This is a genomic window from Pseudomonas sp. IT-P395, assembly GCF_949767675.1.
Classification (GTDB): Bacteria; Pseudomonadota; Gammaproteobacteria; order Pseudomonadales; family Pseudomonadaceae; genus Aquipseudomonas.
Genome location: NZ_CATKPW010000059.1, coordinates 131,067 through 147,375 on the forward strand (window position 1 = coordinate 131,067; position 16,309 = coordinate 147,375).

Consider the following 16,309-nt stretch of genomic DNA (forward strand, 5'->3'; position numbering starts at 1 on the left):
CCTAAATTATTACTCGGCTAGTCAGTTTTCTCGTCGACCTTCCCAGTAGGTTGCTTTTTGATCGCTCGCAACTCAACCATCGCTCTTTCCCCATCGCTGGTAAGCTTCCAAAAAGAGTACGTTTTGTCGTCACTTGCTTTCATCACGTCGACTTTCACATAGCCCAGTGCTTGAAGCTGAATGGCTATTGTTTGAAAAGCTTGATCATCTAGTTTATTGGATCGTGAAGGCAGGTCAAACTGAGAAACTACGGCAGCGCGGAGAACTTCTTTCACAGCACTCTGCTCATAATATTTAACCAAATAAGGAGAAACGTAGAAGAAAATTTCCCTCCAGCTCAGCGTGGCGTCCCACCCCAGCGTTCTAGATCCATTGAACCAAGTCCCCGACAACTTGAATGAATCGTCCAGACCGGCCAAATCAGGGACATTATAAACAGCCTCCTTCACCGATTTGACTTTCGCTATCTGTGCGACAAGAGAGGAATTGTCCTTTCGAAGCTGATTAATTTCCTTCAAGAGCTGTTCGCTCGAACCTTCAGTTGCTCTTACCCAACCTACTGCGGGAAACAACCTTATCGTTTTTGTGAGGCTCAAAGCGACAAGCCCTGGCAGCTCACTTCCTGCCTGCCAATATTTCACAAGCCTTCCCGTAGACGCTTTATTTCGAAATTCCTCTAATTTCTCTCTTGCCTCCTCAGTGCCCTCTGATTTTTCGAGGGACAACTTATTTGGACTGCCGTGAATAAGAGCAACAATCTTTATGCCTTTCTCGACAGCGTAATCATATTCCTTTTCCGTATAACTAACACCCTCAGAACTAATTGAACCGTAACGACCACCAATAATTAACAGATAATAATCACAATCGTCGATTATTTTCTTTATGAACTCCCACTGTTCGGAATCAGTGGCAGGAAATAACTCCATACCCGCTGGAATACAATCCATTTCCATCAATGTCTGAGTTACAGCCTGCCTTTCCTCCTTCAAGTCCGTATAGGTAGAACTTACAAATACTTGGTACCTTTTATCCATATCCATCTCCTTATGCTTAAACGCTTCGAGTTTCTCGGACGATCAGCTGTAGTTTACTGAATTGTGATCCGAGATGATCACGTCATAAAAATCTTTGTAGGTCCCGCCTATACAGGCTCCGCAACGAGTGTCATACGCGCGTGTCAATCATGATCCATGCATGAACGACTTAGCCACCCTCGCCCGCCTGATCGAAAACCTCATCCGCCTCGGTACCATCGCTGCCGTCCAGATGAAGCCCCCGCGTGTGCAGGTCAAAACCGGATCACTCACCACCGGCTGGCTCCCATGGGTAGCCGCCCGAGCCGGCGCCGACCGCGAATGGAACCCACCCACCGAAGGCGAGCAGATCATCCTTTTCAGCCCCTCCGGCCAGCTCGGAAACGGCATCGTCCTGACCGGCCTGTTCAGCGACAACATCCCGGCCAACGGCGACCGCGAAGGCCTGCACCGCTGCACCTACCGCGACGGCACCGTCATCGAGTACGACAGCGTCGCCCACCACCTCAACGCCAAGCTGGCCGACGGCGGTACCACCAACCTGACCAGCACGGGCGGCATCCTCATCGTCGGCCCGATCACCCACGAGGGCGACTACACCCAGACCGGCAACCAGAACGTCACCGGTATGGTCACCGTGTCCGAAGATGTCATCGCGGCCGGCATCAGTCTGGTTAAGCACCTGCACGGCGGTGTCATGCCAGGCAACGCGAAAACGGGGAAACCGGGATGAACCGAGAAACCGGCGCGGCCCTCGGCCGGGTCGAACATATCGCCCAGTCAATTGCCGACATCCTGACCACTCGTATAGGCACCCGCGTCATGCGCCGCGAATATGGCAGCCTACTCCCCGAGTTGGTGGATCAGCCGTTCAACGACTTCACCCTATTGCAGGTGTACGCCGCCACCGTCATGGCCCTGATGCGCTGGGAAACCCGTATCAGCCTCAGCCGTATCCAGTTCATCGGCGCGAACCTTCAGGGCCAGGCGTTGCTGGAATTTGAAGGCACCATTGTCGACAACAACCAACCGCTGAGCCTGAGCGTGCCTCTGCAATTGGGGGGTAGCGTATGAACACTTTCGTCGCTATCGACCTCGGTCAACTGCCGGCGCCGCAGATCGTCGAACAGATCGACTACGAGCAGATTCTCGCCGAGCGAAAGGCCTACGCCGTCAGCCTCTGGCCCGCCGAGGAACAAGCCGAGATTGCCGCCCGGCTCAACATGGAATCGGAGCCGCTGACCAAATTACTCGAGGAAAACGCCTACCGCGAAACTGTCTGGCGTCAGCGGGTCAATGAAGCATCCGTTGCCAATATGCTCGCCCTGGCCAAGGGCACCGACCTCGAACAGCTTGCCGCCAACTTCAACGTGAAGCGGCTGGTCATTCAAGCTGCAAACCCGACAGCCGTACCGCCCCTCCCCAAGCTGATGGAAAGCGACGACAGCTTGCGCGAGCGTGCACAAATGGCCTGGGAAGGCCTCAGCACCGCCGGCCCGCGCAACAGCTACATCTTTCACGCCCGGTCCGCTGACGGCCAAGTCGCTGATGCCACCGCCGAAAGCCCCGCGCCGGCCGAAGCGGTAGTCACCGTGCAATCCGTGCTGGGCGACGGCACCGCGTCGCCGGCACTGCTCGACAAGGTCAAAACGTACCTCAGCGACGACGACCGCCGCCCCGTCGCGGATCGCCTGACCGTTCAGGGTGCGGAGATCATCAATTACCAGATCAAAGCCAAGATTTACCCGCTGAGCAACGGTCCCGAAACTGAATTGGTCCTCGCAGCAGCCGAAGCCCAGTTGCTCCAGTTTGTGCATCAGCGCCGGCGCCTAGCATTGGAGGTTTCCGAGTCCATCGTGCATGCCGCGCTGCACGTCGAGGGCGTGCGCAAAGTAGTGCTGGAAGACTGGGAAGACATCGTCGCCACCAAGTACCAGGCGCCGTATTGCACGAGCGTAGAACTGACATTGGGGGTTGAGTGATGACCTACCAGCCACTTCTACCAGGCAACTCGACACCACTGGAACGCCAAGCCGCACAGGCATTGGCAGCAATCCAGCGCGTGCCGATTCCACTGCGCACGCTCTACAACCCTGACCTATGCCCCCTGCCCTTACTGCCGTACCTGGCCTGGGCGTTTTCGGTCGATCGCTGGGACAGCAAATGGTCAGAAGCCGCCAAGCGTGCCGCCTGCCGTGCCGCGTACTACGTGCACTCCCACAAGGGCACTATCAGCGCTCTTCGGCGCGTCGTTGAACCGCTCGGCTACCTGATCGAGGTCGCGGAATGGTGGCAGACCGTGCCGCCTGGTACACCGGGCACCTTCACGCTGCGCATCGGCGTCCTCGACTCCGGCATCACCGAGGCAATGTATCAGGAGCTGGTGTGGCTGATCGACGACGCCAAACCCCTCACCCGCCACCTCACCGGCCTCGACATCATTCTTGAAACCCGGCTCGACGCATTCGTTGGGTTCGCCGTTTACGACGGTGACGAAATCGACGTGTATCCCTGGAACAACCCGGACATCGACGTATCCGTCCGGAGTTACAGCGGCGTGAGTCTTTTCACCCTCGACGAACTGGATGTGTACCCCCATGATTGATCAGAACTCTATTTTCGGCGGCATGCTGACGACGCTGGGCGCCGCCAAGAAAACCAACTGCGACGCCCTCGGCATTCCTTGGGAGCCGCGTTACATGCTGATCGGTGATGCCAACGGCACCGATCCGGTACCCAGCCCCGCGCAGACCAAGCTGATCAATCAGCGGTACCGCGCCCAGCTCAATCAGCTGCGTGTTTCGCCGACCGACGACAATGTCCTTATCGCCGAACTGGTTCTTCCTCCTGACGTCGGCGGGTGGTGGATCCGCGAACTGGCGCTCGAAGACAAAGATGGTGTGTTCTCGGCCGTCGCCAACGTAGCGCCAAGCTACAAGCCATTGCTCGCACAAGGTTCCGGCCGTAACCAGGTCGTGCGGATGCACATCATCACCAGCGGCACGTCGAACATTCAGTTGAAGATCGATCCGTCAGTGGTACTGGCAACTCGTGAATACGTCGATACGAAAATTCTGGAAGAGCTATACAAGCTCGATAACAAACAGTCAGTGCGGGTGGCTACCACCGCCAACATCGCGCTGACAGGGTTGCAGACCATAGACGGCGTCGCGTTGGCAGCAGGTGACAGGGTGCTGGTGAAAAACCAAACCTCCGCCAAGGACAACGGCATTTGGGTGGCGGCACAGGCAGGTTGGGTGCGTGCAGCGGATGCGGACAGCAGTGCCGAAGTAACGTCGGCGCTGTTGGTATCGGTCGAACAGGGTGCGACCTTGGCCGACAGCCGTTGGCAGTTGATCACTGACGGGACGATTGCTCTGGGTACCACGTCGCTGACATTTCAAAACGTCACCTACGGTCTCGCGGCACTGTACTCTCCGGCATTTTTGGGTACACCAACCGTACCCACGCCTGCCCAGTTCGACGCCAGCTTATTAGCGGTCAATGCCGCATTTGTGCAGCGGGCGCTGGGCAATTTCAGTGGGCAAACTAGCATCAATGCACCGACTGCTGCACTGTCTCCGACTTTGGCTGGTCGCCGCATTGTCGTGACTGGACCGGCAACCCTCACGCTGCCGTTGTTGAGCGCAAGTCCTAGCGGCTCGAAGTTTTACATTCAGAATATCGGGACCGGTGATGTCGTGGTGACTCGACAGGGTGCGGACATCATTGTCGCGCTGGCAAGGAGCCTGAACAGCGTCACCATTCCCATGCAATCAAACGGCGTGATTGCGTGCGGCGACACAAACTATGTGTTTGAGGAAGGTGTTGCGGCGCTGAAGTACGCGCCGGAATTTGCCGCGGTGATGGGCACTGGTGCTGCGAATCAGCAGCTACCGGGGCTGATCATTAAGGCGGGGAATGTCTCTAACGCGTCGAATGCGGCAACGATCCCACTAACTTTTCCTGTTTCATTTCCCAATGCGTGTGTCGCGTTGGTACTGACACCCTGGCAAACCGGTGGATCTGCGTACTCACACAATGGACGGGACAAGTCGGGCGCCACTATTTCCCGTGGAGCGAACGCCAACTTTTACTTTGACTACATGGCTATCGGGTATTGAACATGGGCAAGTTTTACAGTCGTATCGATGATACTCGGGGTGGTTTTTTTGACTCGGACATTCATGGGCAAATGGGAAGTCCAGGCTGCACCATTCCGAACGGTGCCAGGGAAATCACAGATGAACTTCACGCAGGCCTTGTAGCCGCGCAGAGTGATGGGAAATTGATTATCCCTGATCCTGACGGTTATCCCGTTGCGATAGATCCGCCGCCGCTGGATGTCGAAGCGCTGGAATCAATCGAGCGTGCTTGGCGCGACGGGCAATTGACACTTACCGATCCGCTGGTATCACGTCACCGCGATGAGGTCGAGCAAGGCGACTCCACCACTCTATCAGCAGAGCAGTACACCGAGTTGCAGGCATACCGGCGTCAGCTTCGTGACTGGCCACAAGGCACGCAGTTTCCATTGATTGAGCACCGACCTACCGAGCCTGAATGGCTTGCCGAGAACACTCAGTAATACTCGACACGTTGTAATTCCTCTTACTACAAGCCCGCACGCTCGCCCATCCGGCGCGCGCGCGGCAGCCTGTGCACTGTCATCCCATTTACTGCGCAGGCAAAACCATGGCCGATTATCTCCACGGCGTGCGGGTGCTCGAACTCAACGACGGCACCCGCCCCATTCGCACCATCCCCACCGCCGTCATCGGCATGGTCTGCACGGCCGACGATGCCGACGCTACCGTCTTCCCGCTCGACACGCCGGTGCTGCTCACCAATGTGCAGACCGCCGTCGGCAAAGCCGGTACCACCGGCACCCTCGCCGCCAGCCTGCAAGCCATCGCTGACCAGACCAAGCCCTACACCATCGTCGTGCGCGTCAAAGCAGGCGCCACCGAGGCGGAAACGGCCAGCGCGTTGATCGGTACCACCACCGCCGACGGCAAGTACACCGGCATGAAAGCGTTGCTCGCCGCCAAGGCCAAAGTCGGCATGGTGCCGCGCATCCTCGGCGTGCCAGGTCTAGACAGCCAACCCGTGGCCACGGCGCTGGCGAGCATTGCCCAGCAGTTGCGCGCCTTCTCCTACGTCAGTGCCTGGGACTGCAAAACCAAGGAAGAAGCCGTCGCCTATCGCGAGAACTTCGGCGCCCGGGAAGTCATGGTGATCTGGCCAGACTTCCAGAACTGGGACACCGTCACCAGCACCACCGTGAAGGCCTCGGCCGTTGCCCGTGCACTCGGCCTGCGCGCCAAGATCGATCAGGAAGTGGGCTGGCACAAAACCCTTTCCAACGTCGCGGTGAACGGCGTCACGGGCATCAGCGCCGACGTGTTCTGGGATCTACAAAACCCGGCCACCGATGCCAATTACCTCAACGGCAACGAAGTCACCACCCTGATCAACGAAGGCGGCTTCCGCTTCTGGGGCAGCCGCACGTGCAGCGACGATCCGCTGTTCGCCTTCGAGAACTACACCCGCACCGCGCAGATTCTGGCCGACACCATGGCCGAAGCGCAGATGTGGGCCGTGGATAAGCCAATGCACCCGTCCTTGGTGCGCGACATGATCGAGAGCATCAAAGCCAAGTTTCGCGAAATGGTCGGCAGCGGCTACCTGATCGGCGGCGACTGCTGGTATCCAGAGGACATCAACGACAAGGACACGCTCAAGGCCGGCAAGCTCTACCTCGATTATGACTACACGCCCGTGCCGCCGCTGGAAGACCTGACCCTCCGCCAGCGCATCACCGACCGCTACCTGATCCAGTTCGCCAGCAAAGTGAACGCCTGAATCGGCGCTCCCCTGCGGGGGAGTTCGTACCCCGGAGACCAACGCCATGGCCATGCCTCGCAAACTCAAAAACATGAACCTGTTTAACGACGGCAACACCTACCAGGGCGTTGCCAAAAGCGTCACCCCGCCGCCGCTCGGTCGCAAGATGGAAAGCTACCGCGGCGGCGGCATGAACGGCCCGGTCAAGGCAGACCTCGGCTTCTCCGACGACGGCATCCAGTTCGAATGGAAAACCGGCGGGCTGGATCTGATCGCGCTTCGACAATTTGGCAGCGTCAACGCGTCCGGCGTGCAGCTGCGCTTTGCCGGCTCGTTCCAGCAGGACGACACCGGCGAAATCAGCGCCGTGGAAATCATCGTGCGCGGCCGTCACGAAACCATCGAGATGGGCGACGCGGCACCTGGTGAAGACACCGAACACAGCATCACCACGACGTGCAGCTACTACAAGCTGATCGTCGACAACGAAGACATCATCGAGATCGACTTGCTCAACTTCATCGAGAAGGTCAACGGCGTGGACATGCTGGAGAAACAGCGTTCCGCCATCGGCCTTTGAACCATTCCCTAAATCCCTTACCTGGAGCAGCACATGAACACCGAAGAAACCAATACCGAAGCCCTGCCGGCAGTCGATGACAATACCGTCATCCTCGATACCGCGATCCTGCGCGGCAAGAATCAAATCGACAGCCTCACCCTGCGCAAGCCGTGTTCCGGTGAGCTGCGCGGTGTGCACCTGGTGGATCTGCTGAACCTCGATGTCGCCGCCCTGCTCAAGGTACTGCCGCGCATCACCTCGCCGAGCATCACCGCCACAGAAGCCGCCGGCATGGACCCGGCCGACCTGCTCGCCTGCGGCAACAAGGTCGCGCATTTTTTGTTGCAGAAGTCGGTGAGGACGGACGCCTCCCTCGTTGCGTAGAGGACGCCATGGCCGATCTGGCCGTGGTTTTTCACTGGGCACCGGCTGATATGGATCAGCTCTGCCTGCAAGAACTGATGGACTGGCGCGAGCGCGCCAAGGTGCGGAGCTCCACCGATGGCGAATGATCTAAAACTTCAGGTCCTGCTCAATGCGATTGACCGGGCGAGCGGCCCCCTGAAGGCCATCGACAAGGGCAGCATCGGCGCGGCGCGCGCACTCAAGGACGCGCGCGACCGCCTCAAGAAACTCAACGCCCAGCAGAAAGACGTCAGCGCCTGGCGGACCCAGCGCACCGCCGCTGAGCAGACCGAAACCGCCCTCACCTCAGCCCGCGACAAAGTGCGCGCGCTCAGTCAGCAGTTTGCCGCCACAGGCGTTCCGACCAAGGCCCTGGCCAAGGATTTTCGCACCGCCGTGCGTGAGGCTCAGCGGCTCAAGGAGCAGCACCAGCAGCAGTCCGAACAGTTGCAGACCCTGCGTTCGAAGCTGTACAGCGCAGGGATCAGCACCAAAGACCTCGGCACCCACGAACGCCAACTGCGCGAGCAGATCGGCGCCACCAACACCACGATCAGCGAACAAGGGAAACGGCTGGTCGCGCTGAATGCCCAGCAAAAACGCATGGCCGCCGAACGCGCCAAACTGGCGAAGACGCAAAGCCTTGCGAGTGACATGGCGGTCAACGGTGCGGCCGGGTTGGGCGTTGGTTACGCGGCCAGCCGCCCGCTGGCCAAAGCCGTGGGCGCATTTGCACCGAACGAAGACTCAGCCACACAGCTGAAAGTGTCGATGATGGACAACACCGGCAAGGTGGCCGAGGACTTCCAGAAGATCACCGACCTCGCCACCAAACTCGGCGACCGCTTGCCTGGTACCACCGCTGATTTTCAAGAAATGATGACCATGCTTCGGCGCCAAGGTCTCAGCGCGCAAAGCATCCTCGGCGGTACCGGCGAAGCTGCCGCGTATCTGGGCGTGCAATTGAAAATGCCGGTGGCCGAAGCCGCCGAGTTCGCGGCCAAGATGCAGGACGCCACGCGCACCTCCGAGAAGGACATGATGGCGTTGATGGACACCATACAGCGTGGTTTCTACTCGGGCGTCGACTCGACCAACATGCTCCAAGGCTTCAGCAAAATTGCTCCGGTGATGGACACCATCAAGAAGTCAGGGATCGAGGCCGCGAATGAACTGGCCCCGCTGCTGATAATGATGGATCAGGCCGGCATGGAAGGCGGCGCCGCTGGTAACGCATTCCGCAAAATCTTTCAGGCGGGCTTGAACAAGGACAAGGTCGACGACGTCAACAAGATCCGCCAGCTAAAGGGCCAGAAGATTCAATTCAGCTTCACCAACAAGGAAGGCAACTTCGCCGGGCTGGAGAACCTGTTCGCCCAGGTCGAAAAGCTCAAGGGGCTGAACGACGAAGACCGTACCGAGACCATCAAGGACTTGTTTGGTGATGACTCGGAAACCATGACCACCCTGAACACCATGATGAACAAGGGGCTGGCGGGTTACAAAGAGGTGCAGCAGAAGCTCCAGAACCAGGCCGACTTGCGTACCCGCGTCAATGAACAACTCAGCACCTTGACCAACGTCATGGAAGCCGCCGAAGGCAGCTTCACCAACGCGATGGCCGAGTTCGGCGCGGCTGTTGCCCCGGATTTGAAAGAGCTGATCAACACCCTCGGTGAAGTCGCCAACAACGTCGGCGCCTGGGCGCGGGAAAACCCGAAACTTGCAGGTGGCCTGGTCAAAGTCGTGGCGCTGGTCGCGGGTTTGTCGTTCGTTTTCGGTGGCTTGGCCATCGGGATGGCCAGCCTGCTCGGCCCGTTTGCCGTTATTCGTTACGGCATGGCGATGTTTGGCATGCAGGGTGGTGGCACGCTGAGAATCATGCAAAAGCTCGCCCCCACCATCACCGGTCTGGCCCGCAATTCCCTCCCCATGCTGGGCCAAGGCCTTCGCACGTTGGCCAGCACACTCAGCGGCGCACTGGTAACCGCCCTGCGAACGGTTAGCATTGCACTGTGGGGCCTCGCCACCAACCCGGTGGCGCTAGCCATCGGTGCAGTCGTTGCCGTGCTCGCCGGTGCGGCTTACCTGATCTACAGCAACTGGGACGCGGTGAAACTCTACTTCAGCAACGCCTGGACTGAGATCAAAGCCGGCTTCAGTGGCGGTATCGGCGGCATCCTCAACACGCTCGCCAACTTCAGCCCCATCGGCCTGATCTACCAGGCCTTCGCTGGCGTACTGAGCTACCTCGGCGTAGATCTGCCGAGCCGCTTTACCGAGTTCGGCAACATGCTGGTCAACGGCCTGGTCAACGGACTGCTCGCGGGGTTGGGGCAGATCACGAATGCCGTCAGCTCTATCGCTGATTCGGCCATCAACATGTTCAAGGAAAAGCTCGGCATCCACAGCCCGTCCCGCGTGTTCACCGCGCTCGGCGGCTTCACCATGGCCGGGCTGACCCAAGGTCTGCAAGGTGGCCAGGATGGCCCGCTGGGCGCCATCACTGACATGGGCAAACAAGTCGTGTCGGCCGGGCAACGGGCGCTCGGCGCCGTAGCTGGCCCGCTCGGCGCCATCGGGCTGCCGCAGTTGCCGACCGGCGCCGCCGCATCCTCTTCAGTGTCGATCGATAATCGCGCGCCTATCAGTCCGGCACCGGCCGCTGCCTACGACAGCCACGACACCTACGAAATCAACATCCACACCACGCCCGGCATGGATGAGCGCGCCATCGCCCGCGCCGTGCGCGCCGAGTTGGCCCGCGTCTCCAGCGAAAAGAGCGCCCGCCAGCGCAGCAAACTGTCCGACCTGGAGTAACCCGCCATGATGCTTGCCTTGGGCATGTTCGTTTTCAGCCTCTCCACCGCCGCCTACCAGGAACTGCAACGCCAAACCGAATGGCGCCACGCCAGCAGCAACCGCGTCGGCGCCGCGCCGGCTCGCCAGTTCGTCGGCCGTGGTGATGACTCCATCACCTTGCCCGGCATCATCCTGCCGGAACTCGCCGGCAGCGCCCTCAGCCTCGACGCCTTGCGCTTGATGGCCAACACCGGCAAGGCATGGCCCATGGTCGAAGGCAGCGGCCGCATTTATGGGCTGTGGATCATCGAAAGTCTGAGCGAGACCAAGACAATCTTCTTCCGCGACGGTACACCACGCCGCATCGAATTCACCCTAAGCCTCAAGCGCATCGATGACGATCGTATCGACCTGATCGGCGCCGGTACCAGCGCCGGCGTCAGCATCATGAGGGCGCTGCTGTGATCGACGCCGCCCTCTCCCGCGTCACCGGTTTTCTGGACAAGACCATCGAGCGCTACAAGCGCGAGGCCGCCTACCCGGTGCCGGCGTTCCGTATCACCGTGGACGGCAATGACATCGCCCAACTGATCAGCCCGCGCCTGATGAGCCTCGACCTGACCGACAATCGCGGTATTGAGGCCGATCAACTGAGCATCACCCTCAGCGACCACGACGGACTGCTCGCCATCCCGCCCAAGGGCGCGGTGGTTCGGTTGTGGCTGGGCTGGAGTGATACGGGGTTGGTCGACAAGGGCACCTACACCGTTGATGAAACCGAGCATTCCGGCGCGCCCGACGTGCTGAGTATTCGCGCTCGCTCGGCCGACCTGCGTAAAGGCCTCAAGACCAAGCGCGAACGCAGCTGGAGCAACACCACGCTCGGCGACGTGCTGGGCGATATCGCCCTGGGCAACGGCCTGACCGCAACCATCGCCGGCGCCCTCGACGGCTTGCCCATCCTTCAACTGGACCAGGCCAACGAATCCGACGCCAATCTGATCAGCCGTGTCGGCGAAGAGTTCGACGCCGTGGTCACAGTCAAAGCTGGTTGCCTGCTGTGCCTTCCGGCCGGCGGCGGCAAGACCGCCAGCGGCGCCGAGCTGCCCCACATCACGCTTACCCGCGCCGACGGCGACCAGCACCGCTACCTGCAAGCAGACCGAGATAGCTACGACGGCGTGCGCGCTTACTTCTACGATGTGAACAGCGCTAAGAAACAAGAAGCCATCGCCGGTGGCGGCGAAAACCTCAAGGATCTGCGCCACACCTACAGCGACCGACAGTCTGCCCTGCGCGCCGCGCGGGCCGAGTTCAACCGACTGCAACGTGGCAGCGCGACGCTCAGCTATTCCCTGGCGATGGGCAGACCGGATCTGATACCTGAGCTGACCTATACGCTGGAAGGTGTAAAGCCTGAGATCGACGAAATCATCTGGTACGGCGGGAATGTTCAGCACACTCTCAGTGCGGACAATGGCTACACCGTCAGTTTGGAGCTGGAAAGTAAGTTGCCGGAAGATACCGTTGAAGACTTGGCAGAAGAGAACAAGGGGGATTTCACAGGAATCATTGCGTATTATCGCGACCAGAAAACCGGAAAAGAAAAGACAGTGACTGCTGGAGATCAGAGTAAGCCAAGGCGATTGCGGTGGTTGTATTCGACAGAGAAGACAGCCAAGCGTGCAGTGAAGCGAGAACTACACCGCACGGTTCAGCCATTCTGAGTTTTTGAGCTATCTGACGAGACTTAACAAATCCGGAGCCTTGTCTGCAACCAGCACAAAAGCTCGCTCCATTGCCACCTGACTTTGAAATTCCTTCACCCCATTGAACTCTTTAACCGTCCACGCTAAAAGAAAAACTAAATCATGACCACGCATATAGCTTCGAGGGTCACCGTTAAGCCTTTCCATCCAAACGATAAGACGCTCATTGAACAAGGAAGACTCTTTCGATTTTTTATTACTTGCCAGGAGATTGCGGACATATATCTCAGAGTTAAACTGAACCGCTCCAGCCAATTCGGATAACTGCTTGGCAGGTTCCAGCCACTCCAGCCCCCAGTTAAGCTCTTTATCGACCAAGCGCATTGCATACATCATCCTCAAAACCTCAGTCAGGGACGACATATAAAGATCAATATCCTTGATCTTAGAGCGTGTAGCGGTTAACAGGATATGTGAAATTATTTCTTTAGTAAAAAAATACAACTCAACTGATGTATGTTCCGTCCACTTGAGCCTTGGAACATCTTCCAACCCCTGTAACCAATGATCCAAGTCCCTATCCACTATACAACGAAATACGCATTCTGAATCAAGCACCGACAGCTTTTTAGCCAAAGCAATTACACGCTGCTTATTTCCATTTGTAAGATTAAATTCTGCAAGCAATTCACTTGGGACATTAACAGTACCAACATCATAGATAACCTCAGAAAAATTACCTACTCCGCCTAAGCACACCGAAAAGATATCCTTATCGTACTGCCCCTCAACATATATATCTCTTAACTCGGGCTCAAGTTCGTATCTAGCCAATAATTCCTCTATGCTGCGACGAGTTTCATTGGCCATTTTTATTTACCACCTTAACCACTCGATCCTTATGCTGCGCTAACAACTCAATCGAATGTGACGCAAAAACAAATTGTATATTAGCCCCCTCCGTCACCTCCAAAAGCGTCCTCACCAGTTTACGCTGCCACTTAATATTCAATGAAATTTCTGGCTCATCGATCATAAAGACGCAGGCTTTATCCCTACCAGTCAGGACATAACAAAACAACAGCAGCAACTGCTGTTCTCCAGACGACAGATTTCCAGCATCTAAAGGCGTCCCCCCATGGGTACTAATAATCCTAAAACCACTACCAACTTTATACTCGATATCTTTATCGGTTAAAAAATCATTAACAATTCCAATAAACCTGTGAAGAACGGTATAAATAGGAATAACTGCTTCAATTCGCCCCTTTAGACTATCTAAATAGGGCTTAAGTAAACCAGCAGCCAACACTCTCTTAGGCCGTGCCCTTGCACTTAATGATTTTCTAAATTCTGACAACGATAGAGGAGCGGCCAAACCGTAAACCGATAGCTCAGCAGTCTTCGTCTCGATCTCGGAAATCAATTTTAGCAAATCCTCAGTCTTCGGAACTGCCTCTTCAGAGTTGGGATTAGAAGTCGAAACCAAATGCTTTAATACATTAACATATACGGTATGGACATTTTCAGCACCTAGATTAACACTTTGAAGTGTCTTTGCCGAAACCCACTTTGCCGCAGAGTTCAAGGCCTGAGACAATGCTATTTCTCGGGAGCGTACAACCAGATCATTAATGCGCTTTGGCTCTTCGAATCTCATCACTCGCCGAAGCTCTACTTCATCGCTAGGATCCGAAACCGCATCACAGTCCAATCGTCGATCAGCATTTAGTATGAACATCGTAGGAGCATGGGTAGCCAATGCATCCATGTAAGCCTGCTTGCTGTGGACGTAGTTATCTGAATCTCCTAGCCTAACGCCACCCTTCTTGTAGAAGGAATTTCTTTTTACATTATGAACCCATTCAACATTAATAGATTCGAGACTCACCGACTGGCCTATATCGCCGCGACTAACATATTCCGCTCTATTACGCTTTTCTGGATCAAAAACAAATTCCCCCAAGAGCTGCGAATCTTTATGAATAGTCAGAACCAATCCTTTGTTTAGCCCTTCATAAAACTCTCCTTCCTCTGAAACCTCTCTCGCCGCACTTAACAAAACACCACTATCGAGAAGAACCTCAATCCTTCCGAAAGGTGCGTTATAAAGTGCATTACGATGTCCGCGATCAGTCGCAGATGATAACAAATGAAAAACCAAGCGTAGAATAGTGCTTTTCCCAACACCATTATCTCCATACAAAATTGAAGCGTTGGTTAGCGCTCCCGCTTCGGGCAACCTGTAACAATACAATCCAAACAACTTTTCAACGTAAATCGAGGAGATAAGAGGGATATCCATAAGTACTCTTTTATAATCGATTAATTTTAAATTTTAAAACTAAACGAACAGTCAGGAATTTTTCTTGCATCCTTTTGTTCGCACCACAAATGCAAAAATCAACGATACAACTCAAACTGTTTTATTTAATCCGTGCCTAATGGGTACAGACTATGCTGGCCTTTTAGAATCGGCAAGGGCTTCAGTCAAATCCTTGAGGCGCTGCTCGACATCCATTAAGCGTTTCTTTTCCTCAGCAGCGCTTTGTATCTCCCGCTTGCCCGCATCGCCCAGGGAGCGAAACAGCTCAAGCATGGCCTTCTCTTGCATGTTTGCCGACTCAGGACCTACCCCCTCGACCGACACACCGTGAAACATAGATCCCTCGCCTGTGAGCAACCAATCCACACTTATACCCAAATGGGTACGAATAGCACCCATAGCTTTCGCATTGGGTTCCCGCTCATCAAGAAGATAGTTCTGTAGCGTCCTGTAGGGAATTCCTACAAGGTCAGAGGCTTCCTTTATCGACAAGCCTTTGTGGTCGAGAACACTGCGCAGGCGCGTGGCTATACTCATTTTTTCATATGATCCGGTTGACGCACTCGTTTGGGTGCGTATACTGCGAACAAACAGGTACATCTTAACCAAGTAGGAACACATCAACCATGAGCCAAGCCATGGAAAAGCGCCAGATCCAGGCGCGGCTGATTGAGAACGGAAGCAACTTCCGCCAGTTCGCAATCAGCCACGGCTACGAACCGCGCACGGTTACTCAAGTGGTTCAACGGTGGGCCGGCCATGACTCGCTGCCACGTGGACGCCTGTCGTTCAGCATCCTGAGAGACATTTCCCGATTGATAGGGAAAGAAGTGCTGCCCGGAATCCTTGTCGATCCCAATGCAAAGCCAAATGAATCTGAGGCTGTTGATCAACTGTAGGGCCGGCGAAGCCAAGGAGAAACCAGAAGATGAAACGCCCAGTTCTAGCAAGCCGAAAGGATGTCGTAAGCGCAGTGATCGGCGCATACGAAGGTGGCCGAATTTACGCTGCCGCAGACCTCGGCATGCCACTCAAAAAGTTCGACAACCAAGCTTATGAAAACGCCGGTAGTCGCCCGCTGAGTGATGATCACATTCATCGTCTCGAACAGGTAGCAGGAACGACCTTCCTGCCGGATTACATCGCAGCCAAATACGGCGGCATGTTCGTCCCGCTGACAGCGTCGGCGGATCTGGACAACGTCGAGCTGTACAACCGGTCAGTCAAAGCCGCCGCCAAGCGCGGAATGGTTGATCAGATCATTGCCAAAGCACTCGACGACGGTGTCATTGAGTCCTGCGAAGCCCAAGCAATCATCAACGCTCTGGTGCACTACATGTCCGCCCGCTACGCCGAAGTGCTGGCGACCATCCAGCTACATGGTCGCGGGGTTTCAGCATGAGCCAACGTACTCAGCCTTTGCCGAGCCGTGCCTTGATCTCTTTCAACGCTGTTGCAACGTCGTCGACGGCAAACCGAATGTCTTCGGCGCTTACGATCAGCCCAGGCACCTCACCCGAAGCAGTCAGCTTAGGAACTTCGCGGCCCTGCATGATTGCGACCAGTGCGTCATTCCGCTCCTGCAAGCGCTGCAACAAGCTTTCAACATCCTTTTTTGAGT

General features: G+C 56.4%; 20 protein-coding genes. 15 read left to right on the forward strand and 5 right to left on the reverse strand.

Annotated elements, in window-relative coordinates; genetic code table 11:
- Window positions 1–17: 17 nt before the first annotated feature.
- Complete coding sequence (locus ACM6IN_RS25780; RefSeq protein ID WP_414916930.1) at window positions 18–1,037, reverse strand: DUF4062 domain-containing protein; 1,020 nt, start codon at window positions 1,035–1,037, stop codon at window positions 18–20.
- A 160-nt stretch (window positions 1,038–1,197) separates the two neighbouring features.
- On the opposite strand from ACM6IN_RS25780, the gene ACM6IN_RS25785 reads away from it, so the two are divergent.
- From ACM6IN_RS25785 to ACM6IN_RS25845, 13 genes are all read left to right on the forward strand, one after another.
- Window positions 1,198–1,770 (forward strand): phage baseplate assembly protein V, encoded by a 573-nt coding sequence (locus ACM6IN_RS25785; RefSeq protein ID WP_414916931.1) that lies wholly within the window; start codon window positions 1,198–1,200, stop codon window positions 1,768–1,770.
- Window positions 1,767–2,111 carry a GPW/gp25 family protein gene (locus ACM6IN_RS25790; RefSeq protein ID WP_414916932.1) on the forward strand — a complete coding sequence of 115 codons (345 nt, stop codon included), beginning with the start codon at window positions 1,767–1,769 and terminating at the stop codon, window positions 2,109–2,111. Before ACM6IN_RS25785 ends, ACM6IN_RS25790 begins: the two co-directional genes overlap by 4 nt.
- Complete coding sequence (locus tag ACM6IN_RS25795) at window positions 2,108–3,019, forward strand: baseplate J/gp47 family protein (RefSeq protein WP_414916933.1); 912 nt, start codon at window positions 2,108–2,110, stop codon at window positions 3,017–3,019. The genes ACM6IN_RS25790 and ACM6IN_RS25795 overlap by 4 nt, the downstream gene beginning before the upstream one ends.
- On the forward strand, window positions 3,019–3,642 hold the full coding sequence (locus ACM6IN_RS25800; RefSeq protein WP_414916934.1) for a phage tail protein I: 624 nt from the start codon (window positions 3,019–3,021) through the stop codon (window positions 3,640–3,642). Before ACM6IN_RS25795 ends, ACM6IN_RS25800 begins: the two co-directional genes overlap by 1 nt.
- On the forward strand, window positions 3,635–5,161 hold the full coding sequence (locus ACM6IN_RS25805) for a phage tail protein (RefSeq protein ID WP_414916935.1): 1,527 nt from the start codon (window positions 3,635–3,637) through the stop codon (window positions 5,159–5,161). Before ACM6IN_RS25800 ends, ACM6IN_RS25805 begins: the two co-directional genes overlap by 8 nt.
- A 2-nt stretch (window positions 5,162–5,163) precedes the next feature.
- Window positions 5,164–5,625, forward strand: a complete 462-nt coding sequence (locus ACM6IN_RS25810; RefSeq protein WP_414916936.1) for a phage tail assembly chaperone — start codon at window positions 5,164–5,166, stop codon at window positions 5,623–5,625.
- A 107-nt stretch (window positions 5,626–5,732) separates the two neighbouring features.
- Window positions 5,733–6,902, forward strand: coding sequence for a phage tail sheath protein (locus ACM6IN_RS25815; RefSeq protein WP_160769741.1), 1,170 nt, complete (start codon window positions 5,733–5,735; stop codon window positions 6,900–6,902).
- 46 nt (window positions 6,903–6,948) lie between these two features.
- Window positions 6,949–7,464, forward strand: coding sequence for a phage major tail tube protein (locus tag ACM6IN_RS25820; protein ID WP_095189078.1), 516 nt, complete (start codon window positions 6,949–6,951; stop codon window positions 7,462–7,464).
- 33 nt (window positions 7,465–7,497) lie between these two features.
- A complete protein-coding gene (locus ACM6IN_RS25825) occupies window positions 7,498–7,830 on the forward strand; it encodes a phage tail assembly protein (RefSeq protein WP_414916937.1) in 333 nt (110 codons plus the stop codon).
- 8 nt (window positions 7,831–7,838) lie between these two features.
- Window positions 7,839–7,958, forward strand: a complete 120-nt coding sequence (locus tag ACM6IN_RS25830) for a GpE family phage tail protein (RefSeq protein ID WP_414916938.1) — start codon at window positions 7,839–7,841, stop codon at window positions 7,956–7,958.
- On the forward strand, window positions 7,948–10,671 hold the full coding sequence (locus ACM6IN_RS25835) for a phage tail tape measure protein (RefSeq protein ID WP_414916939.1): 2,724 nt from the start codon (window positions 7,948–7,950) through the stop codon (window positions 10,669–10,671). Before ACM6IN_RS25830 ends, ACM6IN_RS25835 begins: the two co-directional genes overlap by 11 nt.
- A 6-nt stretch (window positions 10,672–10,677) precedes the next feature.
- Window positions 10,678–11,118, forward strand: a complete 441-nt coding sequence (locus ACM6IN_RS25840; RefSeq protein WP_150694807.1) for a phage tail protein — start codon at window positions 10,678–10,680, stop codon at window positions 11,116–11,118.
- Window positions 11,115–12,380 (forward strand): phage late control D family protein, encoded by a 1,266-nt coding sequence (locus tag ACM6IN_RS25845; protein ID WP_414916940.1) that lies wholly within the window; start codon window positions 11,115–11,117, stop codon window positions 12,378–12,380. Before ACM6IN_RS25840 ends, ACM6IN_RS25845 begins: the two co-directional genes overlap by 4 nt.
- A gap of 9 nt (window positions 12,381–12,389) precedes the next feature.
- On the opposite strand, the gene ACM6IN_RS25850 is transcribed toward ACM6IN_RS25845, so the two are convergent.
- The 3 genes from ACM6IN_RS25850 to ACM6IN_RS25860 all read right to left on the reverse strand — a co-directional run bounded on the left by ACM6IN_RS25850 (window position 12,390) and on the right by ACM6IN_RS25860 (window position 15,225).
- Entirely contained in the window at window positions 12,390–13,232 is an 843-nt protein-coding gene (locus ACM6IN_RS25850; protein ID WP_414916941.1) for a hypothetical protein, read from the reverse strand.
- Entirely contained in the window at window positions 13,222–14,667 is a 1,446-nt protein-coding gene (locus tag ACM6IN_RS25855; RefSeq protein ID WP_414916942.1) for an AAA family ATPase, read from the reverse strand. The genes ACM6IN_RS25850 and ACM6IN_RS25855 overlap by 11 nt, the downstream gene beginning before the upstream one ends.
- A 150-nt stretch (window positions 14,668–14,817) precedes the next feature.
- Window positions 14,818–15,225, reverse strand: coding sequence for a helix-turn-helix domain-containing protein (locus tag ACM6IN_RS25860; protein WP_414916943.1), 408 nt, complete (start codon window positions 15,223–15,225; stop codon window positions 14,818–14,820).
- A gap of 101 nt (window positions 15,226–15,326) precedes the next feature.
- On the opposite strand from ACM6IN_RS25860, the gene ACM6IN_RS25865 reads away from it, so the two are divergent.
- Both ACM6IN_RS25865 and ACM6IN_RS25870 read left to right on the forward strand, forming a co-directional pair.
- Window positions 15,327–15,587 carry a hypothetical protein gene (locus tag ACM6IN_RS25865; RefSeq protein WP_169843734.1) on the forward strand — a complete coding sequence of 87 codons (261 nt, stop codon included), beginning with the start codon at window positions 15,327–15,329 and terminating at the stop codon, window positions 15,585–15,587.
- A 29-nt stretch (window positions 15,588–15,616) separates the two neighbouring features.
- A complete protein-coding gene (locus ACM6IN_RS25870) occupies window positions 15,617–16,090 on the forward strand; it encodes a YmfL family putative regulatory protein (RefSeq protein ID WP_414916944.1) in 474 nt (157 codons plus the stop codon).
- A gap of 10 nt (window positions 16,091–16,100) precedes the next feature.
- On the opposite strand, the gene ACM6IN_RS25875 is transcribed toward ACM6IN_RS25870, so the two are convergent.
- The gene (locus tag ACM6IN_RS25875) at window positions 16,101–16,286 is read right to left on the reverse strand and encodes a hypothetical protein (RefSeq protein WP_414916945.1); all 186 of its coding nucleotides are present in this window, start codon (window positions 16,284–16,286) and stop codon (window positions 16,101–16,103) included.
- Window positions 16,287–16,309: the final 23 nt, after the last annotated feature.

Bases quoted from the DNA above. Each gene is read 5' to 3' on its own strand.
- ACM6IN_RS25810 (WP_414916936.1), top strand. From the start codon at position 5,164: ATGGGCAAGTTTTACAGTCGTATCGATGATACTCGGGGTGGTTTTTTT.
- ACM6IN_RS25855 (WP_414916942.1), bottom strand. From the start codon at position 14,667: ATGGATATCCCTCTTATCTCCTCGATTTACGTTGAAAAGTTGTTTGGA.
- ACM6IN_RS25815 (WP_160769741.1), top strand. From the start codon at position 5,733: ATGGCCGATTATCTCCACGGCGTGCGGGTGCTCGAACTCAACGACGGC.
- ACM6IN_RS25830 (WP_414916938.1), top strand. From the start codon at position 7,839: ATGGCCGATCTGGCCGTGGTTTTTCACTGGGCACCGGCTGATATGGAT.
- ACM6IN_RS25790 (WP_414916932.1), top strand. From the start codon at position 1,767: ATGAACCGAGAAACCGGCGCGGCCCTCGGCCGGGTCGAACATATCGCC.
- ACM6IN_RS25870 (WP_414916944.1), top strand. From the start codon at position 15,617: ATGAAACGCCCAGTTCTAGCAAGCCGAAAGGATGTCGTAAGCGCAGTG.
- ACM6IN_RS25780 (WP_414916930.1), bottom strand. From the start codon at position 1,037: ATGGATAAAAGGTACCAAGTATTTGTAAGTTCTACCTATACGGACTTG.
- ACM6IN_RS25860 (WP_414916943.1), bottom strand. From the start codon at position 15,225: ATGAGTATAGCCACGCGCCTGCGCAGTGTTCTCGACCACAAAGGCTTG.
- ACM6IN_RS25820 (WP_095189078.1), top strand. From the start codon at position 6,949: ATGGCCATGCCTCGCAAACTCAAAAACATGAACCTGTTTAACGACGGC.
- ACM6IN_RS25795 (WP_414916933.1), top strand. From the start codon at position 2,108: ATGAACACTTTCGTCGCTATCGACCTCGGTCAACTGCCGGCGCCGCAG.
- ACM6IN_RS25785 (WP_414916931.1), top strand. From the start codon at position 1,198: ATGAACGACTTAGCCACCCTCGCCCGCCTGATCGAAAACCTCATCCGC.
- ACM6IN_RS25840 (WP_150694807.1), top strand. From the start codon at position 10,678: ATGATGCTTGCCTTGGGCATGTTCGTTTTCAGCCTCTCCACCGCCGCC.
- ACM6IN_RS25805 (WP_414916935.1), top strand. From the start codon at position 3,635: ATGATTGATCAGAACTCTATTTTCGGCGGCATGCTGACGACGCTGGGC.
- ACM6IN_RS25825 (WP_414916937.1), top strand. From the start codon at position 7,498: ATGAACACCGAAGAAACCAATACCGAAGCCCTGCCGGCAGTCGATGAC.
- ACM6IN_RS25865 (WP_169843734.1), top strand. From the start codon at position 15,327: ATGGAAAAGCGCCAGATCCAGGCGCGGCTGATTGAGAACGGAAGCAAC.
- ACM6IN_RS25850 (WP_414916941.1), bottom strand. From the start codon at position 13,232: ATGGCCAATGAAACTCGTCGCAGCATAGAGGAATTATTGGCTAGATAC.
- ACM6IN_RS25800 (WP_414916934.1), top strand. From the start codon at position 3,019: ATGACCTACCAGCCACTTCTACCAGGCAACTCGACACCACTGGAACGC.
- ACM6IN_RS25835 (WP_414916939.1), top strand. From the start codon at position 7,948: ATGGCGAATGATCTAAAACTTCAGGTCCTGCTCAATGCGATTGACCGG.